24 protein-coding genes are annotated in these 22,552 nt (G+C 73.8%); 8 read left to right on the top strand and 16 right to left on the bottom strand.

Annotation, left to right across the window (positions count from 1 at the left end; genetic code table 11):
• The first annotated feature begins 392 nt into the window (after nt 1–392).
• Both ACFWPI_RS11010 and ACFWPI_RS11005 read left to right on the top strand, forming a co-directional pair.
• The gene (locus ACFWPI_RS11010; RefSeq protein ID WP_159398310.1) at nt 393–557 is read left to right on the top strand and encodes a hypothetical protein; all 165 of its coding nucleotides are present in this window, start codon (nt 393–395) and stop codon (nt 555–557) included.
• 100 nt (nt 558–657) lie between these two features.
• Nucleotides 658–999 (top strand): hypothetical protein, encoded by a 342-nt coding sequence (locus ACFWPI_RS11005; protein WP_063346072.1) that lies wholly within the window; start codon nt 658–660, stop codon nt 997–999.
• Nucleotides 1,000–1,037: 38 nt separating this feature from the next.
• Here the strand turns inward: ACFWPI_RS11005 and ACFWPI_RS11000 are convergent, their stop codons facing one another.
• From ACFWPI_RS11000 to ACFWPI_RS10985, 4 genes are all read right to left on the bottom strand, one after another.
• Nucleotides 1,038–1,931 carry a hypothetical protein gene (locus ACFWPI_RS11000; RefSeq protein WP_380424735.1) on the bottom strand — a complete coding sequence of 298 codons (894 nt, stop codon included), beginning with the start codon at nt 1,929–1,931 and terminating at the stop codon, nt 1,038–1,040.
• 36 nt (nt 1,932–1,967) lie between these two features.
• A complete protein-coding gene (locus ACFWPI_RS10995) occupies nt 1,968–2,252 on the bottom strand; it encodes a DUF427 domain-containing protein (RefSeq protein ID WP_363372965.1) in 285 nt (94 codons plus the stop codon).
• 107 nt (nt 2,253–2,359) lie between these two features.
• A complete protein-coding gene (locus ACFWPI_RS10990; RefSeq protein ID WP_063350858.1) occupies nt 2,360–2,596 on the bottom strand; it encodes a DUF6296 family protein in 237 nt (78 codons plus the stop codon).
• Nucleotides 2,597–2,678: 82 nt separating this feature from the next.
• On the bottom strand, nt 2,679–2,915 hold the full coding sequence (locus ACFWPI_RS10985) for a DUF2277 domain-containing protein (protein ID WP_350886016.1): 237 nt from the start codon (nt 2,913–2,915) through the stop codon (nt 2,679–2,681).
• Nucleotides 2,916–3,071: 156 nt separating this feature from the next.
• On the opposite strand from ACFWPI_RS10985, the gene ACFWPI_RS10980 reads away from it, so the two are divergent.
• Nucleotides 3,072–4,286: an MFS transporter gene (locus ACFWPI_RS10980; protein ID WP_380379829.1), complete on the top strand. Its 1,215-nt coding sequence runs from the start codon at nt 3,072–3,074 to the stop codon at nt 4,284–4,286.
• Here ACFWPI_RS10980 and ACFWPI_RS10975 read toward each other — a convergent pair.
• The 3 genes from ACFWPI_RS10975 to ACFWPI_RS10965 form a co-directional block, all read right to left on the bottom strand.
• On the bottom strand, nt 4,283–4,831 hold the full coding sequence (locus tag ACFWPI_RS10975; protein WP_380379826.1) for a gamma carbonic anhydrase family protein: 549 nt from the start codon (nt 4,829–4,831) through the stop codon (nt 4,283–4,285). The genes ACFWPI_RS10980 and ACFWPI_RS10975 overlap by 4 nt on opposite strands.
• A 77-nt stretch (nt 4,832–4,908) precedes the next feature.
• Complete coding sequence (locus ACFWPI_RS10970; RefSeq protein ID WP_380379823.1) at nt 4,909–6,111, bottom strand: serine hydrolase domain-containing protein; 1,203 nt, start codon at nt 6,109–6,111, stop codon at nt 4,909–4,911.
• Nucleotides 6,112–6,308: 197 nt separating this feature from the next.
• Nucleotides 6,309–6,875 carry a DJ-1/PfpI family protein gene (locus ACFWPI_RS10965; RefSeq protein WP_063346079.1) on the bottom strand — a complete coding sequence of 189 codons (567 nt, stop codon included), beginning with the start codon at nt 6,873–6,875 and terminating at the stop codon, nt 6,309–6,311.
• A 256-nt stretch (nt 6,876–7,131) separates the two neighbouring features.
• On the opposite strand from ACFWPI_RS10965, the gene ACFWPI_RS10960 reads away from it, so the two are divergent.
• Both ACFWPI_RS10960 and ACFWPI_RS10955 read left to right on the top strand, forming a co-directional pair.
• Entirely contained in the window at nt 7,132–7,680 is a 549-nt protein-coding gene (locus tag ACFWPI_RS10960) for an RBBP9/YdeN family alpha/beta hydrolase (RefSeq protein WP_380379820.1), read from the top strand.
• 31 nt (nt 7,681–7,711) lie between these two features.
• A complete protein-coding gene (locus ACFWPI_RS10955) occupies nt 7,712–8,296 on the top strand; it encodes a hypothetical protein (protein ID WP_380379817.1) in 585 nt (194 codons plus the stop codon).
• A 72-nt stretch (nt 8,297–8,368) separates the two neighbouring features.
• Here the strand turns inward: ACFWPI_RS10955 and ACFWPI_RS10950 are convergent, their stop codons facing one another.
• Both ACFWPI_RS10950 and map read right to left on the bottom strand, forming a co-directional pair.
• On the bottom strand, nt 8,369–10,786 hold the full coding sequence (locus tag ACFWPI_RS10950) for a transglycosylase domain-containing protein (protein WP_380379814.1): 2,418 nt from the start codon (nt 10,784–10,786) through the stop codon (nt 8,369–8,371).
• A 181-nt stretch (nt 10,787–10,967) separates the two neighbouring features.
• A complete protein-coding gene (map, locus tag ACFWPI_RS10945; protein ID WP_380379812.1) occupies nt 10,968–11,735 on the bottom strand; it encodes a type I methionyl aminopeptidase in 768 nt (255 codons plus the stop codon).
• 140 nt (nt 11,736–11,875) lie between these two features.
• Between map and ACFWPI_RS10940 the strand changes: the two genes are divergently transcribed.
• Nucleotides 11,876–12,145, top strand: coding sequence for a helix-turn-helix domain-containing protein (locus ACFWPI_RS10940; protein WP_063346085.1), 270 nt, complete (start codon nt 11,876–11,878; stop codon nt 12,143–12,145).
• 161 nt (nt 12,146–12,306) lie between these two features.
• Here the strand turns inward: ACFWPI_RS10940 and ACFWPI_RS10935 are convergent, their stop codons facing one another.
• The 3 genes from ACFWPI_RS10935 to ACFWPI_RS10925 all read right to left on the bottom strand — a co-directional run bounded on the left by ACFWPI_RS10935 (nt 12,307) and on the right by ACFWPI_RS10925 (nt 15,588).
• Nucleotides 12,307–13,698 carry an ABC transporter substrate-binding protein gene (locus tag ACFWPI_RS10935; protein WP_380379809.1) on the bottom strand — a complete coding sequence of 464 codons (1,392 nt, stop codon included), beginning with the start codon at nt 13,696–13,698 and terminating at the stop codon, nt 12,307–12,309.
• A gap of 64 nt (nt 13,699–13,762) precedes the next feature.
• A complete protein-coding gene (locus tag ACFWPI_RS10930; RefSeq protein WP_079135349.1) occupies nt 13,763–14,671 on the bottom strand; it encodes a carbohydrate ABC transporter permease in 909 nt (302 codons plus the stop codon).
• Complete coding sequence (locus ACFWPI_RS10925) at nt 14,668–15,588, bottom strand: carbohydrate ABC transporter permease (RefSeq protein ID WP_063346087.1); 921 nt, start codon at nt 15,586–15,588, stop codon at nt 14,668–14,670. The genes ACFWPI_RS10930 and ACFWPI_RS10925 overlap by 4 nt, the downstream gene beginning before the upstream one ends.
• Nucleotides 15,589–15,868: 280 nt before the next feature.
• Here ACFWPI_RS10925 and ACFWPI_RS10920 point away from each other — a divergent pair, with 280 nt between their 5' ends.
• Entirely contained in the window at nt 15,869–16,531 is a 663-nt protein-coding gene (locus ACFWPI_RS10920; protein WP_380379805.1) for an SMI1/KNR4 family protein, read from the top strand.
• Nucleotides 16,532–16,634: 103 nt separating this feature from the next.
• On the opposite strand, the gene ACFWPI_RS10915 is transcribed toward ACFWPI_RS10920, so the two are convergent.
• From ACFWPI_RS10915 to ACFWPI_RS10905, 3 genes are all read right to left on the bottom strand, one after another.
• Nucleotides 16,635–17,396: an SDR family NAD(P)-dependent oxidoreductase gene (locus ACFWPI_RS10915; protein ID WP_063346089.1), complete on the bottom strand. Its 762-nt coding sequence runs from the start codon at nt 17,394–17,396 to the stop codon at nt 16,635–16,637.
• A complete protein-coding gene (locus ACFWPI_RS10910; RefSeq protein WP_380424732.1) occupies nt 17,393–18,898 on the bottom strand; it encodes an MFS transporter in 1,506 nt (501 codons plus the stop codon). Before ACFWPI_RS10910 ends, ACFWPI_RS10915 begins: the two co-directional genes overlap by 4 nt.
• Nucleotides 18,899–19,015: 117 nt before the next feature.
• Nucleotides 19,016–19,597: a TetR/AcrR family transcriptional regulator gene (locus tag ACFWPI_RS10905; RefSeq protein ID WP_380379030.1), complete on the bottom strand. Its 582-nt coding sequence runs from the start codon at nt 19,595–19,597 to the stop codon at nt 19,016–19,018.
• 151 nt (nt 19,598–19,748) lie between these two features.
• On the opposite strand from ACFWPI_RS10905, the gene ACFWPI_RS10900 reads away from it, so the two are divergent.
• Nucleotides 19,749–20,234: a DoxX family protein gene (locus ACFWPI_RS10900; protein ID WP_380379028.1), complete on the top strand. Its 486-nt coding sequence runs from the start codon at nt 19,749–19,751 to the stop codon at nt 20,232–20,234.
• Between the two features lie 128 nt (nt 20,235–20,362).
• On the opposite strand, the gene ACFWPI_RS10895 is transcribed toward ACFWPI_RS10900, so the two are convergent.
• Complete coding sequence (locus tag ACFWPI_RS10895) at nt 20,363–21,847, bottom strand: SulP family inorganic anion transporter (protein ID WP_380379035.1); 1,485 nt, start codon at nt 21,845–21,847, stop codon at nt 20,363–20,365.
• Nucleotides 21,848–22,552 lie beyond the last annotated feature (705 nt).

The raw sequence follows: 22,552 nt of genomic DNA, 5'->3' as shown, positions 1-22,552 counted from the left end.
CGGGGCCGGCCGGCGACCGGACAGGGTCCAGGTCCTGTCCGGTCGATCTTGGCGCCCGGCAAGATCGGCCGGACAGGGTCTAGGGGCTCTCTTTCGGATCACGTCGGATCAGCGCGCGGCGTCGGAGTGCGTGCATCGCAAGGCGGAGGAGGGAGTCCATGCGGTGGGGGCACCTCCCGGCCGGAGGCTGGGGGCCATCGGCGACCGACGACAACGCGGCGAGGTGCGTGCTCCGGCGTCGCGCGCCCGGCATGATCCGAAAGAGAGCCCCTAGGCCGTTCGGCTGGCCCCGGGGCCGGGGCGGGGGCAGGCTGGGGGGTGAGAGACAGACCCGGCCCTGCCGCACCCCGGCTCGGAGCGCGCCCGGACCGGCCGAGGAGACGGAGCCCGCCATGACCGACATGAGCGAACGGGCCGAGATGAGCACGGACCGTGACGAGGACGTCCGCGCCGCGGATCCCGAAGAGGGCATCACCTCGATGCAGAACCTGCACGCGCAGGACACCTCCCAGGCGGAGGGCGAGCCCACCCTGGAGGAGTCCGGTCCGGACCGCTGAACAGCTGTGAGCACCCGACCGCCCGGTGGGACCGGGCGGTCTTCGCGACCGCAGGTGTCGCTGCCCGGACAGCGGCTCACCGGCGGGGGAGGATAAGCGCATGACCGAACACGATCAAAACGGCAGGCAGGCCCGACCGCCCGTCGACCCGCGCACGTCGTGGGCGACCTGGACCACCCAGTCGATCATCAGCGGCCCCGGCGGGGTCGCCACCACCGAGATCGGCCCCATCTCCGGCGACCTCACCGTGCACACCACCTGGGTGGACGGCGAGGCCCGGCTCACCGTCCAGTACTCCGGCGCGCTGGACTGGTACACGGTGACCGGAAGCCCCGTCCCGGCGGCCGACGAGACCACCGCGCGGGCGATACACCAGGCGATGGTGAACGGCGTCAAGGCCGGCCGGGGCGCGGCCGCCCCGGCCCCGCCGGACAGGCTCTAGCCAGGAGCCCCCCACCGGACAGGACCCAACCAGAAACCTCAGTCCCCCGGGACGACCTCGCCCCGCACCGCCGGCGCCGCGGCGGCCCAGTAGGCGCGGTCGACCGGGGGACGCGCACGCAGGTCCGCGCGGACCTCGCCGGCCAGCCGGCGGGTGTCGCGCCGGTTGACGGTGGCGCCGATGCCGGCGCCGACCAGCAGCGGGGTGAGCGACGGCAGGCGGCGCAGCGAGCTGCGGGTGAGTCGGCGGCTGAGCTGCTGGCGCACCTCCGCCCCGAGCGCCAGTGCGGCGAACCCGGCCGGCCGGGACAGCAGCTTCGCGTCGATCCCCCGGCGGTTGGCCCAGGCGCTCAGGTAGGCCCCGGCCCGCTGGGTGACACTGCCCGGCGCCCGGGCGCCGTAGACCTCGTGCAGTTCGGCGATCAGCTTGATCTCCACGGCCGCGACGGCGAGCGTCTCGGCCGCGATCTCCACCGGCATCGCGGGCGGCACCGGCAGCATCGCCGCCGCGCCCACGCCGGCGCCGAGCGCGCCGGAGGCCCGGGCCGCGCCGGTGACCAGCAGGTCGGCCAGCGCCTCGGGGTCGGCCGCGCCGGGGTGCTGGGCGCGCAGCGTGGCGAGGTCGCGCACGGGGATCCGCGGCGCGGCCTGTACCAGCTGCTCGGTGAGGGCCCGGCCGCCGAACGCGGCACCCTTGGCGGCGACCCGGCCACCCCGGCCGAGCAGGTGGGCCACGTTCGCCACCAGGGCCCGGCCGCGGCCACGGCCGGCCCGGTACTCGGCGATCTGCCACTCGCCCTCGGGCTGCTCGGCCCGCTCGACCAGTTCGGCGAGCTCGCCGGCCAGGCCGGCGTCGGGCACGGGGGCGGGCACGGGGGTCGGGGCGGGCTCGGGGACAGGCCTGGAACGTCCGGGTTTACGGAAGACTGCCATGGATGTCCGGTACCCCCTCCGCCCCCGGGGTACGCCCTACCCGGTGATCTCGACCCCGCGCCAGAACGCCACCCGGCCGCGGATCTCCTCGGCCTCCGGCTTCGGGTCGGCGTAGTACCAGGCCGCGTCGGGGTTGGTCCGCCCGTCCACGTCCAGCGTGTAGTAACCGGCGGTGCCCTTCCAGCCGCAGACGGTGGTGGTGTCGGACGGACGCAGGAATTCGGTCCGGACGGATTCGACCGGAAAGTAGTGGTTGCCCTCGACGACGACGGTCTCGTCGCTCTCGGCGACGACGGTGCCCTGCCAGCGCGCTGTGGTCATGCCGCCGATTCTGCCCCAGGGGCGGACGGCACCCCGGTGGTTCGCGGAAATCGTCCGCGGATGCCGGACGGCCAGGACGGCGGTCAGAGCAGCGGCCAGGGCAACGGTCAGGGCAGCGGCTCGGCGTGGACCGGCAGGTGCGGGGACTGGTGGCCGCCGCTGGCGAGCATCCGGACCTCGCCGGCGTTGCTGATCTCGGCACGGACGATGCCGCTGGCGTCCTCGTACACCGGGTGTCCGCCCGGGCCCGTCGCGCTGGTGCGGACGACCACGACGACGTCCTGCGGGGCCTGGGTGCCGGGGGTGCCGGGGAAGGTGAGCACGTAACGGTTCGCGGGGGTCATCTCCATCTCCTGTCCCGATTGTCCCGATCTCCTGGTCCCGATGCGTGGCCGCGTTCGGCGGGCCCGCCGAACGGCGGTCGGCCTACGCGGTGGCCTCGGCGGCCCGGGCGGGCGCGCCGCGGACCTCCAGCTCGGTGAGCAGCCGGGCGGTGGCCTCGGCGACCGCGTCCACGGCCCGGTCGAAGGCCTCGCGGTTGTGCGCCGCCGGGGCGCGGAACCCGGATACCTTGCGGACGTACTGCAGCGCGGCGGCGCGGAAGTCGTCCTCGTCGGCGTCGAGCGTCACCGGCGGGCGCAACGTCTTGATGTTGCGGCACATGCACCCAGTCTCGCGCGTGGACGCCGTACTGGCGACCCCCTCCCGTCACACGCACCTCACGGCGGCGTCATCCGGCCGGATTAGGATGCCGGACGAACGAATCCCCCCGTCCCGCCGCGCCTCCCCGTCCGCGGGCGTCACCCCGGAGTCACCCCCTTGCCTCTCGCGCTGCTCGCGCTGGCCGTCACCGCGTTCGCCATCGGCACCACCGAATTCGCCGCCATGGGGCTGCTCCCCCAGGTCGCCGACGATCTGCACGTCTCCATCCCGCAGGCCGGCTGGCTGATATCCGCGTACGCGCTGGGCGTGGTCATCGGCGCCCCGCTGCTCACCGCGCTGGCCTCCGGCCGGCCGCGCAAGGCGGTGCTGGTGGCGCTCGCCGGGCTGTTCGCCACCGGCAACCTGCTGTGCGCGCTCGCACCGGACTTCTGGACGCTGGCCGCCGCCCGACTGGTCACCGGACTGCCGCACGGCGCATTCTTCGGGGCCGGCGCGGTGGCCGCGGCCGAACTGGTGGCCCCCGACCGCCGGGCCCGGGCAGTGGCCGTGATGTTCTCCGGCCTGACCATCGCCAACATCGTCGGCGTGCCGGCCGCGACGCTGCTGGGCCAGCACCTGGGCTGGCGGGCGACCATGCTGGTGGTCGTCCTGATCGCCGCCGCCGGGACGCTCGCCATCGCCCGGCTGGTGCCGTCGCTGCCCTCCCCCGGCCAGGCCGGGCTGCGGCACGAGCTGCGGGCCTTCCGCGACGGGCAGCTGTGGCTGGCGCTGGCCACCGTGGTGTTCGGCTGCGGCGGCTTCTTCGCCTGCTACAGCTACATCGCGCCGCTGCTCACCGAGGTCTCCGGGTACGCCACCGGCTCGGTGACGCTGGTGCTGGCGCTGTTCGGGGTGGGGATGACGATCGGCAACGTGATCGGCGGGTTCGCGGCCGACCGGGCGCTGCGCCCGACGGTCTGCGCCGCCTTCGTGCTGCTGGCCGCCACCCTGGCGCTGTTCGCGGTGACCGCGCACGCCCGCTGGTCGGCCGCCGTCACGGTGGTGCTGATCGGACTGTTCGGCTTCGCGATCGTGCCGGCGGTACAGACGCTGGTCCTGCAGAAGGCGCGCAGCGCGCCGACGCTGGCCTCGGCGACGGTGCAGGGCGCGTTCAACCTGGCCAACGCGCAAGGCGCCTACTTCGGCGGGCTGGCCCTGGACGCCGGGTTCGGCTGGACGGCGCCGACCCTGGTGGGCGCCGTCCTGGCCGCTTCGGGCGCGCTGATCGCGGTGCTCGCCTGGGCGGCCGACCGGCGCCGGCCCGTGCCCGCCGCACCCGAGCGGGCCGCGGCGGCTCCGGCCACGGCGGCTCCGGTCGGCGTCCAGAATTAGGCCTGGGGCTGGGGCTGTGCCAGGGGTTCGAGCTCGCGGTGGGCGGCGGCCAGCAGCAGGTAGCCCTCGCCGTTGGCCTTGATGCCGGCCTTCTCGTCCTCGGTCAGCTCGCGGCGGACCTTGGCCGGGACTCCGGCGACCAGCGAGCCGGGCGGCACCCGCATCCCCTGCGGCACCACCGCGCCCGCCGCGACCAGCGAACCGGCGCCGATCCGGGCGCCGTTGAGCACGGTGGCGTTCATCCCGACCAGGGCGTCGTCCTCGACCACGCAGCCGTGCAGCACCGCGTTGTGCCCGACCGAGATCCGCTCGCCGACCACCAGTGGGAAGCCGGGGTCGGCGTGCAGGGTGCAGTTGTCCTGGATGTTGCTGTCCTGGCCCACGGTGATGGACTCGGCGTCGCCGCGCAGCACCGCCCCGTACCAGACGCCCGCGCCGGAGCCGATCGTCACGTCCCCGACCACGACGGCGTTCGGTGCGAGGAAGGCGCTCGGGTCGACGGTGGGCGCCTTGCCCCCGACTGCGGCGATCAGCGGCTCTGCCATGTCTCGTCCTCCTGGTGACGGTCGGCCGTTCCTGTCGCCGGACAGCGTAGGGGGCGGTCCGACCCGCGGCCCACGCCCTACCCCTGCCCGCCGCAGACGCCGGCGTTCACCACCCGCTGCCAGGCGGCGAGGGCCGCGGCCGGATCCGGCGTGTCGTAGAAGGTCGTGCTGTTGGCGAACTGGCGCTTCCCGTCGAGCGAGCCGAGCATCATCGTGCTGTAGCCGGGGATCCCGCCGGCGTGGCCCCAGAACGCGCCGCACGGGGTGTCCACCCGCTGGAGGCCGAGCCCGTAGGCCTGGCCCCCGCCGTGGGCGGTGGTCTTCTGCATCTCGGCGAGTTCGGCGGGGCGCAGCAGCCGGCCGCCGAGCAGGGCGCGGATGAACGTCGTCAGGTCCGCGGTGGTGGAGATGCCCGCGCCGGAGGGGCCGGCCATGGAGGGGTTGAGCGCGGTGACGTCGGCCGGGCCGCTGTCGAGCTTGAGGTAGGCGTGGGCGTGCGGGCCGGGGATGACCGGGGAGTAGAGCGGCATCGAGGTGCCCGTCAGGCCGAGCGGGCGGATGATCCGGCGTTCCACCTCCTCGTTCCAGCCGTGGCCGGTGAGGTGTTCGATGATCAGCGCGACCAGGGCGTAGTTGGTGTTGGAGTACTGCCAGTCCTGGCCGGGGCGGAAGGCGGGCGGGTACTTGTCGGCGAGGTCCACCTGGTCCTGCGGGCTGTAGGACGTGTAGCGGCCGGTGTCGAGCCAGTTCTGGTCGTAGGAGTTGAAGGCCGGGTCCTGGGTGTAGTCGGCGACGCCGCTGGTGTGGTTGAGGAGTTCGCGGACGGTGATGTCCGCGCTGTTCGGCACCGCGCCGGGCAGCAGGCTCTCCACGCGGTCGTCCAGTCCCAGTCGTCCCTCGCCGACGAGTTGGAGCAGCACGGTGGCCACGAAGGTCTTGGTGGTGCTGCCGATCCGGAAGCGGCCCGCGGGGTCGGCGGGGGTGTCGGCGCCGAGCCGGGCGACGCCGCCGGCGGCGCGGTGGACGAGCCGGCCGTTCTCCCGTACGCCGGCGAGGGAGGAGGTGGCGACGTTCTTCGCGGTCAGGTCGGCGAGGGCGGTGTCGAGGGCCGTCCAGTCGGTGCTGCGCTCGGTGGCACTCGCCGGGCGGGCCGCGTCCTGGGCGGCGGCGGCCGGGGCGAGCGCGGCGATCAGGCCCGCGCCCGCGAGGGCCGCGACGGCGGCGCGCAGGGCCGGCCCGCGTCGGCGGCGCGGGGTGGTGGCGGCTGGGTCGGTGGTCATGACGTCCTCCCTGGTCCGGTCGGCAGGGCGGTCAACATCCGCCGCTGCCACGGTCTTTGACACCATGGCAGGGCGACTGCGGGGCGGTCGTCAGCCTCCGGGGCAGCACGTCTGCTACCTGGGGAGGGGCGTGACCCTGACGGGGTCCCGGAGCCGCGCCCCCGAGACGGGTCGGGGGCGCGGCGGGCCGGGGCGGGTCAGGAGGCCGGTGCCTTGGTGCGCAGGATCTCGATGAACGCGCGCAGCCACGCCGGGTGGTCGGGCCACGCGCGGGCCGAGACGACCACGCCGTCCACCACCGCCTCGCCGTCGACGAATTCGGCGCCCGCCGCCTTCACGTCCGGTGCCAGCGCCGGGTAGGCGGAGCTGCGGCGGCCGGACAGCACCCCGGCGGCGGCGGTGATCAGCGGGCCGTGGCAGATCTGTGCGACCGGCTTGTCGCCGGCGAAGAAGTGCTGGACGATCCGCTGCACGTCCGGGTCGTTGCGCAGGTACTCGGGGGCGCGGCCGCCGGGGATGACCAGCGCGACGTAGTCGGCCGGGTCGACGTCGGCGAAGGCGAGGTCGGCGGGCCAGGTGTAGCCGGGCTTCTCGGTGTAGGTGTCGTAGCCGTCGACGAAGTCGTGGACGACGAACTGGAGTCGCTTCCTGGTCGGGGCGGCGATGTCGACCTGGTAGCCCTCCTCGCGCAGCCGCTGGTACGGGTAGAACACCTCCAGCGACTCGGCGGCGTCCCCGGTGACGAGCAGGATCTTCGATGTCATCGCCGACATCCCTCCACATGGTCGAGCGTCCGACACGGCGTGGACCCCGGCCGGTGGCCACCGGCCGCGGGCCCGGACCAACCTCCCGCACCGGCCGCGCCGTTGGCAACAGGGCGCACCGGGCGTACTGCGGCGCGTCACCGGGCGTACGCGCCCGCCGGGGGCCGTGCGCGCCCGGTCACCGCCCGGCTGCGGGCCGCGGCTGCCCGCGTCCTAGACTCCTGCTGCCCGCCACGACCGCACACCGGAGGAGCCCATGCCGGACCGCACCACCTACCTCGTCCTGCCCGGCTACCAGGACTCGGGCCCCGAGCACTGGCAGACCCGCTGGGAGGCCGCCGAACCGGACGCCTTCCGCCGGGTCCAGCAGGCGGACTGGGACCACCCCGACCAGAGCGACTGGATCGCCCGGGTGGACGCGGCGGTGGCCGGGGCCGCCGCCGACGGGCCGGTGGTGCTGGTCGCCCACAGCCTCGGCTGCGTCACGGTGGCCCGCTGGGTGGCCGCCGCGCCCGCCGGGCGGACCGCCGCGGTGCGCGGCGCGCTGCTGGTCGCCCCCGCGGACATCGACACCGCCGAAGTCCCGCAGCTGACCGGCTTCCGCCCGGTGGCCCTGGCGCCGTTCCCGTTCCCGGCCGTGGTCGTCGCCAGCACCGACGACCCGTGGGTCAGCCCCGAGCGGGCCCGGCTGTTCGCCGGGGCGTGGGGCGCCCGGTACGTCGAGCCGGGCGCGTACGGGCACCTCAACTCGGGCTCCGGGCTGGGCGACTGGCCGGAGGGCCGCAAGCTGCTCGCAGAGCTGTGACGCATCGGACGGGGGGACGATGAGGAACCGGATGCCGAAGGCCAGGCGCACCCTGGTCCGGCTGCTGCTGGCGGGCGGGGCGGCGGCCGTGCTGCTCTACACCGAGGGGCAGTGGGAGAGCCGCTCGGGCGGGCTGATGCTGGTCGCCGACCTGCTCAACCGGCCCGAGCTGCTGCTCGGCGCGGCGCTGGCCGCGCTGATCGCCGCCGCCTGGCTGGGCGACCGGCGCACCGCCGTACGGACGGCCACCCGGGCGGTCACGGTGACGGCCGGGGTGGTGTTCCTGCTCGGCGTGCTGGCCGCGCACAAGGTCTCGGCGGCCGAGACGCGCAGCCGGGAGACCGCCCCGGCTCGCCAGGAGCTGGCGCTGGTCGTGGTGCACCGCTCGTACGCCACCGCGCCGAAGGACAACGACGACTGGCAGGTGCTGCTGGAGGTCGGCGCGGGCTGGTCCGCGCGGCGCTGGTCACTGGCCCAGATCGGCCGGGCACCGGACGACGCCCGGCTGGTGGAGGCGAGTTGGACCGGCCGGGACCAGATCACCGTGGTCACCGACTCCTACCGGCGGGTCTTCAACCTGGACCAGGACACCGGCGAGCCGGTCGAGGCGCGGTAGCGTCCGCGCTACGGCAGCCCCACCGCGTGGGCGAACCGCCTGAGTACGGGTACTCAGGCGGGGCCGGGCGGTTCACTGGTCCTGGTTGTCGCCGGGGTCGGCCGGCGCGGCGGGGGCCAGCGGGGTGGACTGCCCGGACTGCGTGGACTGCCCGGACGGCGCGGAGCGGCCGACCGGACTGTTCGGGTTGAGCGGGCCGACCGGGTTGCCCGTGCTGCCCGGGGTACTCGCGTTGCCCGGAGTGCTCGCGTTGCCGGGGCTGCTCGGGTTGCCGGGGCTGCTCGGGCGCTGCTTGCCCGAGCCGCTCCCGCAGGTGCCGGTCGGCGAGCCGCTGGGGGTGGCGCAGTTCGGGTCGCGCTTGGGCGGGTCCGGGATGTAGACCGTCGGGAACTCCTTCTCCGGCATGTTCCGGACGGCGTCGCTCATCGCCTGCTCCCAGATCGGGCCCGGGCCGGTCGCGCCGAAGACCTCCTGCTGGTAGTGGCCGCCGATCCGGATGTTCTTCATCGGCACCTTGGTGCCCGGGCTGCCCAGCCAGACCGAGCCGACCAGGTTGCCGGTGTAGCCGGTGAACCAGGCCGACTTCTTCTCGTCCGTCGTCCCGGTCTTGGCCGCGATCTGCCGGCGGTCGTCCAGCCTGAGGTCCTTGGCGGTGCCCTTCTCCGTCACGCCGAGCAGCACGCTGTTGATCACGTCGGCGGTGTCCGTGGACATCGCCTCGGTGCACTTGGCCGGGCTCACCGGGACGTCCTTGCCGTCCACCGTGGAGATCTTGTTGATCGCCAGCGGCGCGCAGTAGGTGCCGCGGGCGGCGAAGCTCGCGTACACGTTCGCCATCGTCAACGGGCTCACCTCCTGGGTGCCGAGGCCGAGGGCGGGCAGCTCCTGCAACGGGTCACCGCCGGCCTTGCCGGTGACACCCAGCTTGTTGGCCATCTGCTTGACCGCGCAGAGGCCGATCTCCTGCTCCATCTGCACGAAGTAGGTGTTCACCGAGAGGGCCATCGCCTCCTTGAGCTCGTACGGGCCGACCTCGCGCGCGCTCTCGTTCGGGATGCTGCCCTCCTTCTTGCCCTTGCTCAGGTTCTTCCAGGTGCCGTCGCAGGTCCTCATCGTCGGCCAGTCCATGCGGTTGGGCGAGTCGTACCGCTGGGTGGGCGGCAGGCCGGCCTCCAGGGCGGCGGCGGCCACGATCGGCTTGAAGTTGGAGCCGGGCTGGAAGCCGATGCCGCCGCCCATCGCCGCGTCCACGTTGTAGTTGACGACGGTCTGGTTCTTCTCCTTCGCCAGACCGTAGGGGCGGGTCTGCGCCATCGCCAGGATCTTGCCGGTGCCGGGCTCGACCATCGTCATCGCCGCCGAGACCGGGTCGGTCACGTACACCTGCTCGGAGACGGCGTTCTGGGCGGCGGCCTGCTTCTCCGGGTCCAGCGTGGTGTAGATGTTGAGGCCGCCGGTGTCCCACAGCTTCTTGCGGTCGGCGGCGCTCTTGCCGAACACCGGGTCCTGCTTGACCACGTGGCGCACGTAGTCGCAGAAGAAGCCCATGCCGGCCTGGGCGGTGATGCAACCGTTCTGCGGGTCCCGGTACTTCAGGCCCAGCGGGGCGGCCTTCGCCTCCTTGGCCTGGTCCGCGGTGATGTGCTTGTTCTCGACCATCTTGTCGATGACGGTGTCCCGGCGCTTCTGCGCGGCCACCGGGTGCAGCTTCGGGTCGTACTGGGACGGGTTCTGCACCAGCCCGGCGAGCATGGCCGCCTCGGGGAGGGCGAGGTCCTTCGCGTCCTTGCTGAAGTAGCGCTGGGCGGCCGCCTGTATGCCGTACGCCTGATGGCCGTAGAAGGTGATGTTCAGGTAGTTGGTGAGGATCTGATCCTTCGTCAGGTCCTCCTCCAGCTTGATGGCGTACCGGAGTTCCTGGATCTTGCGGCCGAGCGTCTTGCGCTGCGCCTCCAGGACGGCCACCGGGTCGTCGCCGGCCTTCTCCACGTTGACGTTCTTCACGTACTGCTGGGTCAGCGTCGACGCGCCCTGGACGGCGGCGCCGCTCTCCGCGTTCTTGGTGATCGCCCGCAGGATGCCCTTGAGGTCGACGGCGCCGTGCTCGTAGAAACGGGCGTCCTCGATGTCCACCTGCGCCTGGCGTATCAGCGGTGACATCTGTTCGGCGGGTATCACCGTGCGGTCCCGCTCGTAGACCTTGGCGATCAGGCCGCCCTTGGCGTCGAAGACCTGTGTGGCCTGCGTCAGCGCCGGCGCCTTGAAGTCGTCGGGGATGCTCTCGAAGCCCTCGGCGCTGCTCTTGGCCCCGAGCCCGACGGCGCCCGCCGCGGGAAGGATGAGGCCGGCCAGCAGGACACCGCCGAGAGTGCAGCAGCCGAGGAACGTGACCGTGTGACCCAGGAATCCGATCGGGGTCTCACGGCGCCGCGGGCGCGGCACCCAGGTGTCGCCCGCGTCCGGGGCAGGTATGCGGCTCTTCGGTGACATAACTGGAACACTACGGCCGCGAATACCGTGCCAGGGCAGGGTGTTGGCGAAGCTTTGTCACAAATCCGCCACAGATTCGGCTCATTCCAGCTGGTCGGACGGGCGCCCGGGTTCGGACAAGGACCGTTCGCCTACGGCCTGTTGCTCCCGCCCGGATGCGCACCCGCCCGCAGCGCCCCGGCTACCGGAGGGTCAGGACGCGCGGGCCGTCCTCGGTGATGGCGACGGTGTGCTCGATGTGCGCGGCACGACTGCCGTCGAGGGTGCGCAGCGTCCAGCCGTCCGGGTCGGTGCGGTAGTCGTCCCGGCCGCCCGCCGTCAGCATCGGCTCGATCGCCAGCACCAGGCCGGGGCGCAGCGGGTAACCCCGGCCCGGGCGGCCCTCGTTGGGCACGTGCGGGTCCTCGTGCATGCTCCGCCCGATGCCGTGCCCCCCGAAGCCTTCGAGCAGGCCGTAGCGCCCGGCGCGGGCGACCTTGCCGATGGCGTGCGCGATGTCACCGATCCGGTTGCCGACCACGGCGGCGGCGATCCCGGCCTCCAGGGCGCGCCGGGTCGTGTCGATCAGTGCCGCATCCTCGGGCCGGGCGGCGCCGACGGTGAAGCTGACGGCGGAGTCCCCGGCCCAGCCGTCCAGGAGGGCACCGCAGTCGATGCTCACCAGGTCGCCGTCGCGCAGCCGGTAGCCGCCCGGGATGCCGTGCACGACGGCGTCGTTCACCGAGGCGCAGATGACGGCCGGGAACGGCACGGGCGCGAAGGACGGCCGGTAGCCGAGGAACGGCGAGGTGGCCCCGGCCGCCCGCAGCACGCCGTGCGCCACCTCGTCCAGCTCCAGCAGGCTGACGCCCACGGCCGCCGCGTCCTGCACGGCGGCCAGCGCGTCCGCCACCACTCGCCCGGCTTCGCGCATCGCGTCCAGGGCGGCGTCCGACTTGATTTCGACCATGGTGGGTCGTCTCCCCTCGATCCAATTCTTATACCGGTATTTGTATCACGGTCGAAGGTGGGGCGGCCGCGCGGCCGGACGGGAGCACCGGGGCGGGGCACGCGGCATGACCCCGGCAGGGAGGCCCTAGTATCGAAGGCATGGTGAGGACTCCACTGACCCCGTGGGAGCGCGAGCGCGGGGAGCGCTTCGGGGCGCTGCTGCGCGAGGCGCGCGGCGCACGCAGCATGGTCGAGGTGGCGGCGGTGGCCGGCGTCTCGGCGGAGACGCTGCGCAAGATCGAGACCGGACGGGCGCCGACGCCGTCGTTCTTCACCATCGCCGCGCTGGCGTTCGCACTGGATCTGTCGCTGGACGAGCTGGCGGCCGTGTGCGCGCTCCCGGAGGACGGCGAAGCCCTGTCGGCGTGACGCCTTAGCGCCTTGACGCCGACGGCTGAGCCCCGAGCGGCGCTCCCGGGCGATGGTCCCGGACGGCGGCGGCCCGCCGGGCGCGTGCTGCGCCGGGCGGGCCGTCGTAGGGCGGGCCGGTGGCCGTGAGTCGGGCCGGTGGCCGTTGGGCAGGGAGGTGGTCAGTTCACGGAGCTGTTGTAGCTGTCGATGGCGGGCTGGAGTTCCTTGGCCGCGTCGGCCAGGGCCTGCTGGGCGGTCTTGGAGCCGGCGATGGTCTGCTCGATGGCGGTCTCGACGCCCTTGCGGGCCTGCGGCATCACGCCGAGCAGGCAGCCGGCGGTGGCCGGGGAGGGCTTGGTGGCCTTGAGCTGCTCGATGGCCGTCTGGAACTGCGGGTACTTGGCGACCCACTCCTTGTCCTTGGGGTCGTCCAGGGACTTGCGGTTGACCGGGAAGTAGCCGGTGCCGGTGTGCCAGGCGGCCTGCTGCTCGGGGGCGGTGACGAACTTCTCGAACTCCCAGGCGGCGCGCTTCTCGGCGTCGGAGTGGCCGGGGCCGCTGATCCACAGCGAGGCGCCGCCGATGACCGGGCCGCCCTGGTCGGCGGCGGCGACCTTGGGGAAGGCCGCGGTGCCGACGGCGAACTTGGCGGCCTCGGTGTAGCCGCGCAGCACGCCGGTGGACTCCAGGTGCATGGCGACGGTGCCGGCCTTGAACGCGGCCTGGGCGTCGTCGGTGTTGCGGCCGGTGTTGGCCGCGTAGCCGCCCTTGACGAGGTCGGCCCACCACTGGACGACCTGCGCGCCCTGGGCGGAGTCGAAGACGGCCTTGCCGGCCTTGTTGCTGCGGCCGTTGTCCTGGTCGCAATACATGGTGCCGGACTCGGCGAGCAACTGCTCGACGAACCAGCCGTAGATGGCGGCGCCGAAGCCGTAGCGGACGGTCTTGCCGTCGGCGTCCTTCTTCGTCAGCTTCTTCGCCAGCTCGCCGAGTTCGGCGAGGTCCTTGGGCGGCTGGGCCGGGTCGAGGCCGGCCTCCTTGAAGGCGTCGGCGTTGAGGTAGAGCAGCGGCATGGAGGAGTTGAACGGCATCGAGACGAGCTTGCCGCCGACGGAGTAGTAGTTGCGGATGTTCGGGTCGAGGTCGTCGAGGGCGAAGCCGTCCTTGTCGGCGAAGGCCTGGGCCGGGACGGTCTGCTTGGAGTCGATCATGAACCGGGTGCCGATGTCGTAGACCTGCACCAGGGCGGGGGTGCCCTTCTGCTGCACCGCGGCCTTGTACTTGGCGACCAGGTCGTCGTACTTGCCCTGGAACTGCGCCTTGACCTCGATCTTGCCCTGGTGGGCGGCGTTGAACTGGCTGACCAGCCCGGTGAGGACCTCGGCGTTCTTCCCCGTCATCGAGTGCCAGAACTCGACGCCGGTGACGCCCGAGGCCTGGTCGAGCGCCTGGGCGCCGGGGGCGGCGTCGGAGGAGCCGCCGGAGCCGGAGGTGGAGTCGCCGGAGCTACAGGCGGTCAGGGACAGGCCGGCCACCAGCAGGGCCGCGAGCGCGCGGGCACTCTTCTTCACGGGAGGGTTCTCTCTCTGTCGGGAGGGACGTGCTCGAAGGAGCGGGAGGAGGCGGCGCAGCGGGTCAGCGGACGGCGCCCGCGGTGAGACCGCGGACGATGAAGCGCTGGCCGAAGACCACCAGGGCGAGCGTGGGCAGCAGGGAGAGCACGACGCCGGCCAGGATCAGGCCCGGGTCGGACATCTCGGAGTCGCGCAGCGAGGTGAGGCCGATCTGCAGGGTCTGCATGTTCGCCGTGCGGGTGATGATCAGCGGCCAGAAGTACTGGTTCCAGGCGGACAGGAAGACGTAGATCGACAGCGCCGCCAGGGCCGGCTTGTTGAGCGGGACGACGATCCGCCACAGGAACCGCCAGTGGCCCGCGCCGTCGATCCGCGCGGCGTCGCGCAGTTCGCCGGGCAGCTGCCGGAAGGCCTGCCGCAGCATGAAGGTGCCGAAGCCGGAGGCGAGGAAGGGCAGCACCAGGCCGAAGTAGGTGTTCCCGAGCCCCCAGCCGGACAGCGTCAGGTAGTTGGGGATGATGATGGCCTCCCACGGGACCATCAGCGTCGCCAGGAACACCCCGAACACCACGGCCCGCGCCTTGAGCGGCAGGAACACGAAGGCGTACGCGGCGAGGACCGAGGTGAACAGCTGGGCGAGCGTGATGACGGTCGCCACGATCGCCGAGTTGGCGTACTGCCTCGCCAGCGGGACGGTGTCGACGGCGCCGGAGAAGTTCCGCCCGGTGACCGAGTGGGGCACCAGCGCCGGCGGGTAGGAGGAGAGTTCGGACGGACTCATGAAGGCGCCGGCGATCGCGTAGTACACCGGGAAGGCCACGGTGACGACGGCGACGGCGAGCAGCAGGTAGACGGCGGCGCGGCCGAGCAGGTCGCGCGGCGAGCGGCCGGCCAGGACGCGGGGGCGCGGGCGCGGCGCGGCGGCCCCGTCCTGGGCCCCGGGCCCGGCCTCGGTGGCGGTCACGGTCATGCGTAGTGCACCTTCCGCTCCAGGACGCCGAACTGGACGGCCGTGCAGGCGAGGACGACCACGAGCAGCACCACGGCCTGGGCACTCGCGGTGCCGAAGTCGCTGGAGCCGTAGGCGAAGGCCTTCTCGTAGACGGAGTAGACGAGGGTCCGGGTGGCGCCGTCGGGGCCGCCCTTGGTGAGGATGTGGATCTGGCCGAAACTCTGCAGCGAGTGGACGGTGGAGACCACGGTCAGGAAGAACAGGTTCGGGCCGAGCATCGGCACGGTGATCGAACGGGCCAGCCGCAGCCCCGAGGCGCCGTCGATCCGCGCGGCCTCCAGGATCTCGCCGGGGATCGAGCCGATGCCGGCGGACAGCACCAGGACGTTGTAGCCGAGGCTCATCCACACCGTGGTGACGGCCACCGAGACCAGCGCGTACCGGGAGTCGGTCAGCCAGCCGATCGGGCCCAGCCCGACGTGCGAGAGCAGGCCGTTGAGCACCCCGCTGGCGGGGTTGAAGAACACCGCGAAGACCACGGACGCGCTGGCCACCGAGAAGGCGAAGGGCAGCGCGAACGCGGAGCGCAGCAGCCGCACGCCCCGGATCCGGTTCTCCAGGAGCAGCACCAGCACCAGCGCGCCCAGCACGCCGGGCACCACGGTGAGCAGCGTGAACAGGGCGGTGGTGACGAGCGTGCGCCGGAAGTCCGCCGAGGTCAGCAGCTCGGTGTAGTGCTTCAGCCCGACGTAGCGGGAGGGCGCGCCGAACAGGTCGTTGGCGTGTCCGCTCAGGTAGACGGTCCGTCCCAGCGGGTAGCCGATGAAGAGGACGAAGACCACCAGGGAGGGCAGCAGGAAGGCCCAGGCGAGGCCGTGCTCACCCCAGCGGCTTCGGCGGCCCGGGTGGGGCTTGGTGTGCGGTGCGGTCGGCATGGGTTTGCGCGTCCCGCCTTTCGTTGCGTCGGTTCCGGCCGAAACCGTGTCCTGCCCACACGACGGGTTGGAAACCCCACGGTGAGCAACGGGTGTCGGTGGGATTACGCGTTCGCGTCAGATTCGGCCGGTCGTGGGCGGACGGGCGTTGGGACGCGTCCCCGGCCGGTCGTGGGCGGGCGAGGTGTGCGGCGCGCCCCCGCCCGTTCCGGTACGCCCTCCGGTGGCCCCGGACTGTCGGTGGGGCGGGACTGTCGGTGGGGCGTCGTACGGTTCCCGGATGGACGACACCGAATTCGACATCCGGGCCGCGATGGCCGAATCCCTGCGGGGCCGCACGGGCACCCGGGCGCTGGTCGAGGGCTTCGCCGCCTACTGGGGCGAGCCGCTGCGGCCCGACGACGGCTTCACCGACGCCGAACTCGACGCCGCCGAAGGGCGCCTGGGCCTGTGGCTGCCGGCCGCGCTGCGCGAGGCGTACCGGCTGTTCGGCCGCCGGGAGGACCTCACCGGCAACCACAACCGGCTGCTGCCGCCGGAGGAACTGTTCGTCCTGGAGGGCGCTTTGGTGTACCAGGAGGAGAACCAGGCGTGCGTGCACTGGGGCGTCCTGCTGGCCGACCTCGACCAGGACGATCCGCCGACGGTGGGCCGGCTCGACCTCGCGGACAAGTCGGCGGAGTGCTGGGAGCCCTGGGAGGAGCGCTTCTCGACGGCCGCGGCGGTGATGGTGATGGTGGAGAAGCTTTTGCAGGACGACGAGTTGAGCGTGTTCGCCGAGTCCGGGGCGGAGGTGCCGGAGGGGCTGGCGGAGCTGCCCCGGCTCGGCCGCGGCTGCCGCTGGTTCACCGGGCCGGACGTGCTGGTCGTCGAGCTCGACGAGGACTTCGTGGTGGCCCGGGCCCGGACCGAGGAGGCCCGGGACGCGCTGGCCGAGCAGTGACCTGACGGCCCAACGCCTGGGTGCCGCCCGGCCGTTGGGCCACGGGTGGATCAGGCGACGGCCCAACGACGGGGCACCGAGCGGTCGTTGGGCCGTCGGCGGGTCAGGCGGTGGCGCCGCCGTCCAGGACGAGGTCGGCGCCGACGGTGAAGCCCGCCTCGGACGAGGCCAGGTACAGCACTGCGGCGGCGACCTCCTCGACCGCACCCGCCCGGCCGACGGGGAGGCTGTCCTTCATCCGCGCGGCCTTGTCGTCGGCGTTCTCGCCGGGCCGGGTGGACATGCTGGTGTCCACCGGGCCGGGGCTCACCATGGTGATCCGCACGCCGTCCGCGATGTGGTCGAGGGCGGCGCTGCGGGTCAGCGCGGTGACGGCGGCCTTGCTGGCGGCGTAGGCGCCGAGGCCGGGCACCCGCATGTGGACGCCGAGGTTGGACGACACGTTGACGATCGCGCCGCCGCCGTGGGCCCGCATGTGGCCGATCTGGTGCTTCATGGCGAGCCAGGTGCCGGTCAGGTTGACCGCGAACACCCGGTGCCACTCGTCCTCGTCGATGTCGGCGACCGGGCCGACGGCGCCGAACACGCCGGCGTTGTTGACGGCGACGTCCAGGCCGCCGAGGAGTTCGACGGTCTCCCGGACCAGCCGGGCGGCGTCCTGACCGTCCGCCACATCGCCCGTCAGCGCTACGGCCTTGCCGCCCGCCTGCTCGATCAGCTCGACCGTCTCGGCGAGCGGGCCCGCGCTGCGGCCCGCGACCGCGACCCGGGCGCCCTCCCGGGCGAAGGCGAGCGCCACGGCCCGTCCGATACCGCTGCCGCCGCCGGTGACCAGGACGGACTTGTCGGTGAAACGCGTGGTCATGAGAGGTGCTCCTTGATCTGGATGGTGCGTTCTGGGGCGGTGTCGGTATCTGTGGCGGCCTCGGGAGTCGCCCGCGACAGCGTGGCGACGGCGAGGGCGGTGAGGGCCAGGGCGGCGCCCGCCGCCGCGAAGGCCGTGGCGTAGCCGCCGACCACGCTCGGGCGGGTGGCGGCGAGCGCCATCAGGGCGGCCACCCCGGCGGTGGGGCCGAGTTCCATCGCGGTGTTGAGCACGCCCGCGGCGAGACCGGTCCGCTCGGGCGGCACGCCCGCGGTGGCGAGCACGGCCGCGCCGGCGAAGGCGGCCGCGGCCCCGGCGGGCAGCAGGAGCAGACCGGGCAGCAGCCCGGTGGCGTAGTCGCTGCCGGGGGCGAGGCCCGCCAGCAGGCCGAGCCCGGCCGCCGCGAGGGCGAGCCCTCCGGCGGTGACCGCGACGGCGCCGTAGCGGGCGGTCAGCGGCCCGGCCAGGCGGCCGGCCGTCAGCAGCGCCGCCGCGTACGGCAGGAACGCGGCGGAGGTGGCCAGCACGCCCCAGCCGCGGACCTGTTGGAGGTAGAGCGCGAGCAGCAGGAAGGTCAGCGCGGTGCCGGCGGCGGTCGCCATGACGGCGGCGAGGGCGGTGGCCCGGCGGCGGTCGGCGATGAAGCCGGGCGGCAGCAGCGGGTCGGCGGTGCGCCGTTCGACGGCGGCGAAGGCGAGCAGCAGGGCGAGCCCGGCCGCCAGCGGCAGCAGCGTCCCGGGGTTTCGCCAGCCGTGCTCGGTGGACGCCACCAGGCCGTAACTGGCCGCGCAGACACCGGCGGCGGCCAGCGCGGCGCCGGGCAGGTCCAGGGCCGGCCGGCGGTCGGCGGACGGTCGACCGGCCGGGTCGGCGGGCGGTCGACCGGCCGGGTCGGCGGGCGGTCGACCGGCCGGGTCGGCGGGCGGTCGACCGGCCGGGTCGGCGGGCGGCAGCGAGCCGGAGCGGGCCAGGCCGACGAGGGCGACCAGGACGGGCACCGCGAACAGCCAGCGCCAGGAGACCCAGGCGGCGACGGCGCCGGAGAGCAGGTTGCCCGCCGTGGCGCCGAGCACCGAGAGGCCGCCCCAGGCGGCCATCGCCCGCCGGTAGTCGGCGGGTTCGGGCCGCAGCACCCGGACCACGGCGACCGCCGCCGGGGCGGCCAGGGCCGCGCCGACGCCCTGGGCGAAGCGGCTCGCCAGCAGGACGGGGTAGCCGGGCGCGAGGGCGCAGGCGATCGAGGCGGCGCCGAGCAGGGCCAGGCCCACCCGCAGCAGCCTGCGGCCGCCGTGGCGGTCGGTCAGCCGCCCGCCGAGGAGCAGCAGAGCGCTGAAGGAGAGTCCGTAGGCGGCGCTCAGCAGCAGCACGCCGGACGGGCCGAGCCCGAACTCCCGGGCCACCAGGGGCAGCGGCACGGACAGGATCATGATCGTGAAGATCAGCGTGGCCTGCACGCCGCCGAGCAGCGCGAAGCCGGGCCGGTCGGCCGTGGCGACACTCATGGAAACCCCCCTTCCCCAAAATGACCGTTCGGTCCAGTATCGAGACAGCAAGAGGCGGCCTCCACCATCGCCCCACCGTCGCCCCACGAACCGTCAGTCGATCCGCGAGTCGATCCGTCAGTCGAGCAGCACCAGCGCCTGCTCGGCGGCGTCCCGCACCCGGGACGCGCCGTCGGCCGTCTTCCCCATCACCCGCATGCCCTGCATCAACACCATCAGCATCCGGGCCAGCGCCCGGGGTTCCCGCCCGGCGGGCAGCTCCCCCCGCGCCTCGGCACGCACCAGGGCGGCGGTCAGCACCGTCTCCAGGTGGGCGAGGCTGGCTCCCACCTGGCGGGCCGCCGAGGGATCGTGCGGGGCGAGCTCGACGGCGGTGTTGGTGACGAAGCAGCCGCGCTCCCGGCCGTCCCCGGCCGACTCCGCCGCGAACCGGCGGACCAGCGCGCGGACGGCCGGCAGCACCGGGCCGGGCTGGGAGAGCTCGGCCAGCAGCACCGGGTCGGCCTGCTCGCCGTACCGCTCCAGCGCCCGCAGGAACAGCTCGTGCTTGCTGCCGAAGGTGGCGTAGATGCTCGCCCGGGCGATCCCGAGCTCCTCGACCAGGTCGGCCATCGAGGTGGCCTCGTAGCCGCGCCGCCAGAACAGCTCAAGGGCCGACTGGAGCACGGCGTCCGGGTCGAATTCCTTCGTTCGCGCCATGGGTGAACGCTAACCCTTTCCAGAACGATCGGTCAAGATCCTCCCCGAAGGTCGCACACGTGGGATCTGACGGAGCATTGCCAAGTGGACTAGACCAAGGCTACCCTTACCGCCCCGTACCTCCTCCTCCCCCCACAGGAGGCGTTTCCCCATGCCCGCGAACCTTCCCGCCTCTCCCCAGCAGGCGGCCGAGGCCGCCCGCCCGCTCGTCCTGACGGCCTTCCGGGTCGTCGTCGGGCTGCTCTTCGCCTGCCACGGCGCCGCCTCGCTCTTCGGCGTCCTCGGTGGCGCCAAGGGCGGCGGCACCGTCCCGCTCGGCCAGTGGCCCGGCTGGTGGGCCGCACTGATCCAACTGGTCGGCGGCGCCCTGGTGCTGCTCGGCATCGGCACCCGGACCGCCGCCCTGCTCTGCTCCGGCTCGATGGCGTACGCCTACTTCACCGTCCACCAGGAGCACTCCCTGCTGCCGCTGCAGAACGGTGGCGAACCCTCCGTCATGTTCTGCTGGGCCTTCCTCGCCATCGCGGTGCTCGGCTCCGGCCCGTACGCCCTGGACCGGCTGCTGACCCGGCGCACCACGGCCGAGCCGGCCGCCCAGCCCGCCGCGGCCGGGGCACACCCGGGGCCGACCGGCTGAGCGCCCCCGGCCCGGCGGACGGCTGAGAACCGGGCCGCCGGACGGCTCGACGGACGGCACGACGGACTGACTGTGCGGGGTCAGTCCGTCGACGGCCCCGTCGTGGCCCGGGCCGCGCCCGCCCGTCCTCACACCACGGTCGGCAGCGGCGGTTCGACCGCGAGCGGAGCGGTGGAGCGGGCCCGGTGCTGGGCGGCCCACGCGGTGAGGGCCACCGTGCAGGCGTGGTCCAGGTGGCGCAGCCCGGACCAGTCGAGTTCCACCGGCCGGTCGGCCGGCAGCCGTTCCAGGGCGTCCAGCAGCCGGGGCAGCCGCAGGAAGGTCGCGTTGCCGCTGAGCCGGACGCGCTGCAGGGCCTCGCCGGACGGCAGGACCAGTTCCTCCAGGCCGATCTGCAGGTGCGAGGTCTGCCAGGCGGACTTGGCCACGGCCAGGCCGATGCCGATCAGCACACCCTCGAACAGGTCGGTGGCGATGATGGCGCCCGTGGTCACCGCGAGCACCAGCGCCTCGCCCCGGTGGCCGCGGCAGAGCGCGGCGATCCGCCGCAGCGGGACGAGCTTGGCGCCGGCGTGGACCAGGACGGCGGCCAGCGCGGTGAGCGGGACGAGCCCGAGCACGCCGGGCAGCAGCGCGGTGAACAGCAGCAGCCAGAGCCCGTGCAGGGTGCGCGAGGCCTTGGTCCGCGCCCCCGCCTGGACGTTGGCCGCGCTGCGGACGATCACCGCGGTCATCGGAAGGGCACCGAGCAGCCCGCAGACGGTGTTGCCGATGCCCTGGGAGGTCAGCTCGCGGTCGTAGTCGGTGCGCCGGCCGTGGTGCATCCGGTCGACGGCGGCGGCGCTGAACAGCGTCTCGGCGGAGGCGATCAGGGTGAAGGCGACGACCGTACCGAGGCCGGCGGTGCCCGCCACCGCGCCGAGCGCGGCACGGTCGGGCAGGTGGACGACATCGAGCAGGCCGGACACCCGGACCCTCGCCACCGGCAGGTCGACGGCGGCCGTGACGGCGGCGGCCAGCCCGACCGCGGCCAGCGGCGCGGGGACGCCGCGGGCGACGCGCCCGGGCAGGTACTTCCAGCCGACCAGCACGAGCAGGGTGGCCAGGCCCAGGGCGACCGCGCTCGGGGTGGCCACGCCGGTGACCACGTCCGCCAGCAGGTCGGGCAGTCCGGCGATCTTCTCCGGTCCGGTGGCCGGGGCGCGGCGGTCGGCGAGCGCGTACAGCTGGCCGAACAGCAGGGTCAGCCCGATGCCGGCCAGCATGCCGTGCACCACCGAGGCGGACATCGCCCGGAACCAGCGGCCGAGCCGGAGCGCTCCCATCGCGATCTGGAGCAGCCCGGTGCCGAGGACGAGCAGGCCGAGGGCGGTGACGCCGAAGCGCTGGACGGCCTCGTAGACCAGGACGGTCAGCCCGGCGGCCGGGCCGCTGACCTGGAGGCTGCTGCCGGGCAGGACGCCGACGAGCAGGCCGCCGACGACGCCGGTGACCAGACCCAGCTCGGCGGGGACGCCGGAGGCGACCGCCACCCCGACGCACAGCGGCAGGGCGACCAGGAACACCACCAGCGAGGCGGGCAGGTCGTAGCGCCAGGGGACGGCGCGCAGCACGGCGAGCGGGGGTCGGCGGCGGCCCGGCGGGGCGGCCTTGCCGGGGTGGCCCGGCGGGGCCTTGCGGCGGCGGGGCGTTCGGCTCACCCGGTCACCACCGGGGGGCGGGCAGGGAGACAGCGCATGGCGGCGTTCCTTTCGCGCGCCCGCCTCTGCGGGCACGCCGTCGCAGGGGGGTGAGGAAGTCGCAGGGGGGTGAGCAGGTCGCCGGGTGGGGTGAGGAGGGAGAAGGGAGGTGGACCACACGGGGGCGACAGCGGTACGGCCGCAGGTCCGGGCGGACCGGACGGCGGCGGCGGGTGTCGGGTCGGTGCGGCCAGGGGGTGCGTCCCTCGCTCGGGTGCGGCGGACCGGGCACGCTGGTCCTGGACGGGACCGGCCGCCGGAGCTCCCCCGCTCCCGGACCGTCCCGAATCCCCCTTGCCGCGGCCTCAGTTGGACATCACGGGCCCGGCGTGCCACCGACGGTACCCAGGGGTGCGGGGTGGGCCGACCTCGGGCACCGTCCCTTCACCCGCACTGCACACCGGCCGCGCTTTCCGCCGCGGAACGGCCGGTTCCCTGGGTACACCAGCGCGATCAGCGCCCACCTGTACGAACCCGACCCCGCCTCCCCGCCCCCGGACGCCCGCAGCGACCTGCGGTTTCACCCCCCGGGCCGGCTTCCACATTCTGTTGAACCTCCCCTTGACGCCCCGCCGAGCC

Origin of the sequence: Kitasatospora sp. NPDC058492 (assembly GCF_042720685.1) — a bacterium.
GTDB lineage: Bacteria > Actinomycetota > Actinomycetes > Streptomycetales > Streptomycetaceae > Kitasatospora.
The sequence above is the reverse complement of the archived record's forward strand: the minus strand, read 5'-3'. Positions and strand labels throughout refer to the sequence as shown.

Bases quoted from the DNA above. Each gene is read 5' to 3' on its own strand.
- ACFWPI_RS11010 (WP_159398310.1), top strand. From the start codon at position 393: ATGACCGACATGAGCGAACGGGCCGAGATGAGCACGGACCGTGACGAG.
- ACFWPI_RS11005 (WP_063346072.1), top strand. From the start codon at position 658: ATGACCGAACACGATCAAAACGGCAGGCAGGCCCGACCGCCCGTCGAC.
- ACFWPI_RS11000 (WP_380424735.1), bottom strand. From the start codon at position 1,931: ATGGCAGTCTTCCGTAAACCCGGACGTTCCAGGCCTGTCCCCGAGCCC.
- ACFWPI_RS10995 (WP_363372965.1), bottom strand. From the start codon at position 2,252: ATGACCACAGCGCGCTGGCAGGGCACCGTCGTCGCCGAGAGCGACGAG.
- ACFWPI_RS10990 (WP_063350858.1), bottom strand. From the start codon at position 2,596: ATGACCCCCGCGAACCGTTACGTGCTCACCTTCCCCGGCACCCCCGGC.
- ACFWPI_RS10985 (WP_350886016.1), bottom strand. From the start codon at position 2,915: ATGTGCCGCAACATCAAGACGTTGCGCCCGCCGGTGACGCTCGACGCC.
- ACFWPI_RS10975 (WP_380379826.1), bottom strand. From the start codon at position 4,831: ATGGCAGAGCCGCTGATCGCCGCAGTCGGGGGCAAGGCGCCCACCGTC.
- ACFWPI_RS10970 (WP_380379823.1), bottom strand. From the start codon at position 6,111: ATGACCACCGACCCAGCCGCCACCACCCCGCGCCGCCGACGCGGGCCG.
- ACFWPI_RS10965 (WP_063346079.1), bottom strand. From the start codon at position 6,875: ATGACATCGAAGATCCTGCTCGTCACCGGGGACGCCGCCGAGTCGCTG.
- ACFWPI_RS10960 (WP_380379820.1), top strand. From the start codon at position 7,132: ATGCCGGACCGCACCACCTACCTCGTCCTGCCCGGCTACCAGGACTCG.
- ACFWPI_RS10955 (WP_380379817.1), top strand. From the start codon at position 7,712: ATGCCGAAGGCCAGGCGCACCCTGGTCCGGCTGCTGCTGGCGGGCGGG.
- ACFWPI_RS10950 (WP_380379814.1), bottom strand. From the start codon at position 10,786: ATGTCACCGAAGAGCCGCATACCTGCCCCGGACGCGGGCGACACCTGG.
- map (WP_380379812.1), bottom strand. From the start codon at position 11,735: ATGGTCGAAATCAAGTCGGACGCCGCCCTGGACGCGATGCGCGAAGCC.
- ACFWPI_RS10940 (WP_063346085.1), top strand. From the start codon at position 11,876: ATGGTGAGGACTCCACTGACCCCGTGGGAGCGCGAGCGCGGGGAGCGC.
- ACFWPI_RS10930 (WP_079135349.1), bottom strand. From the start codon at position 14,671: ATGACCGTGACCGCCACCGAGGCCGGGCCCGGGGCCCAGGACGGGGCC.
- ACFWPI_RS10925 (WP_063346087.1), bottom strand. From the start codon at position 15,588: ATGCCGACCGCACCGCACACCAAGCCCCACCCGGGCCGCCGAAGCCGC.
- ACFWPI_RS10920 (WP_380379805.1), top strand. From the start codon at position 15,869: ATGGACGACACCGAATTCGACATCCGGGCCGCGATGGCCGAATCCCTG.
- ACFWPI_RS10915 (WP_063346089.1), bottom strand. From the start codon at position 17,396: ATGACCACGCGTTTCACCGACAAGTCCGTCCTGGTCACCGGCGGCGGC.
- ACFWPI_RS10910 (WP_380424732.1), bottom strand. From the start codon at position 18,898: ATGAGTGTCGCCACGGCCGACCGGCCCGGCTTCGCGCTGCTCGGCGGC.
- ACFWPI_RS10905 (WP_380379030.1), bottom strand. From the start codon at position 19,597: ATGGCGCGAACGAAGGAATTCGACCCGGACGCCGTGCTCCAGTCGGCC.
- ACFWPI_RS10900 (WP_380379028.1), top strand. From the start codon at position 19,749: ATGCCCGCGAACCTTCCCGCCTCTCCCCAGCAGGCGGCCGAGGCCGCC.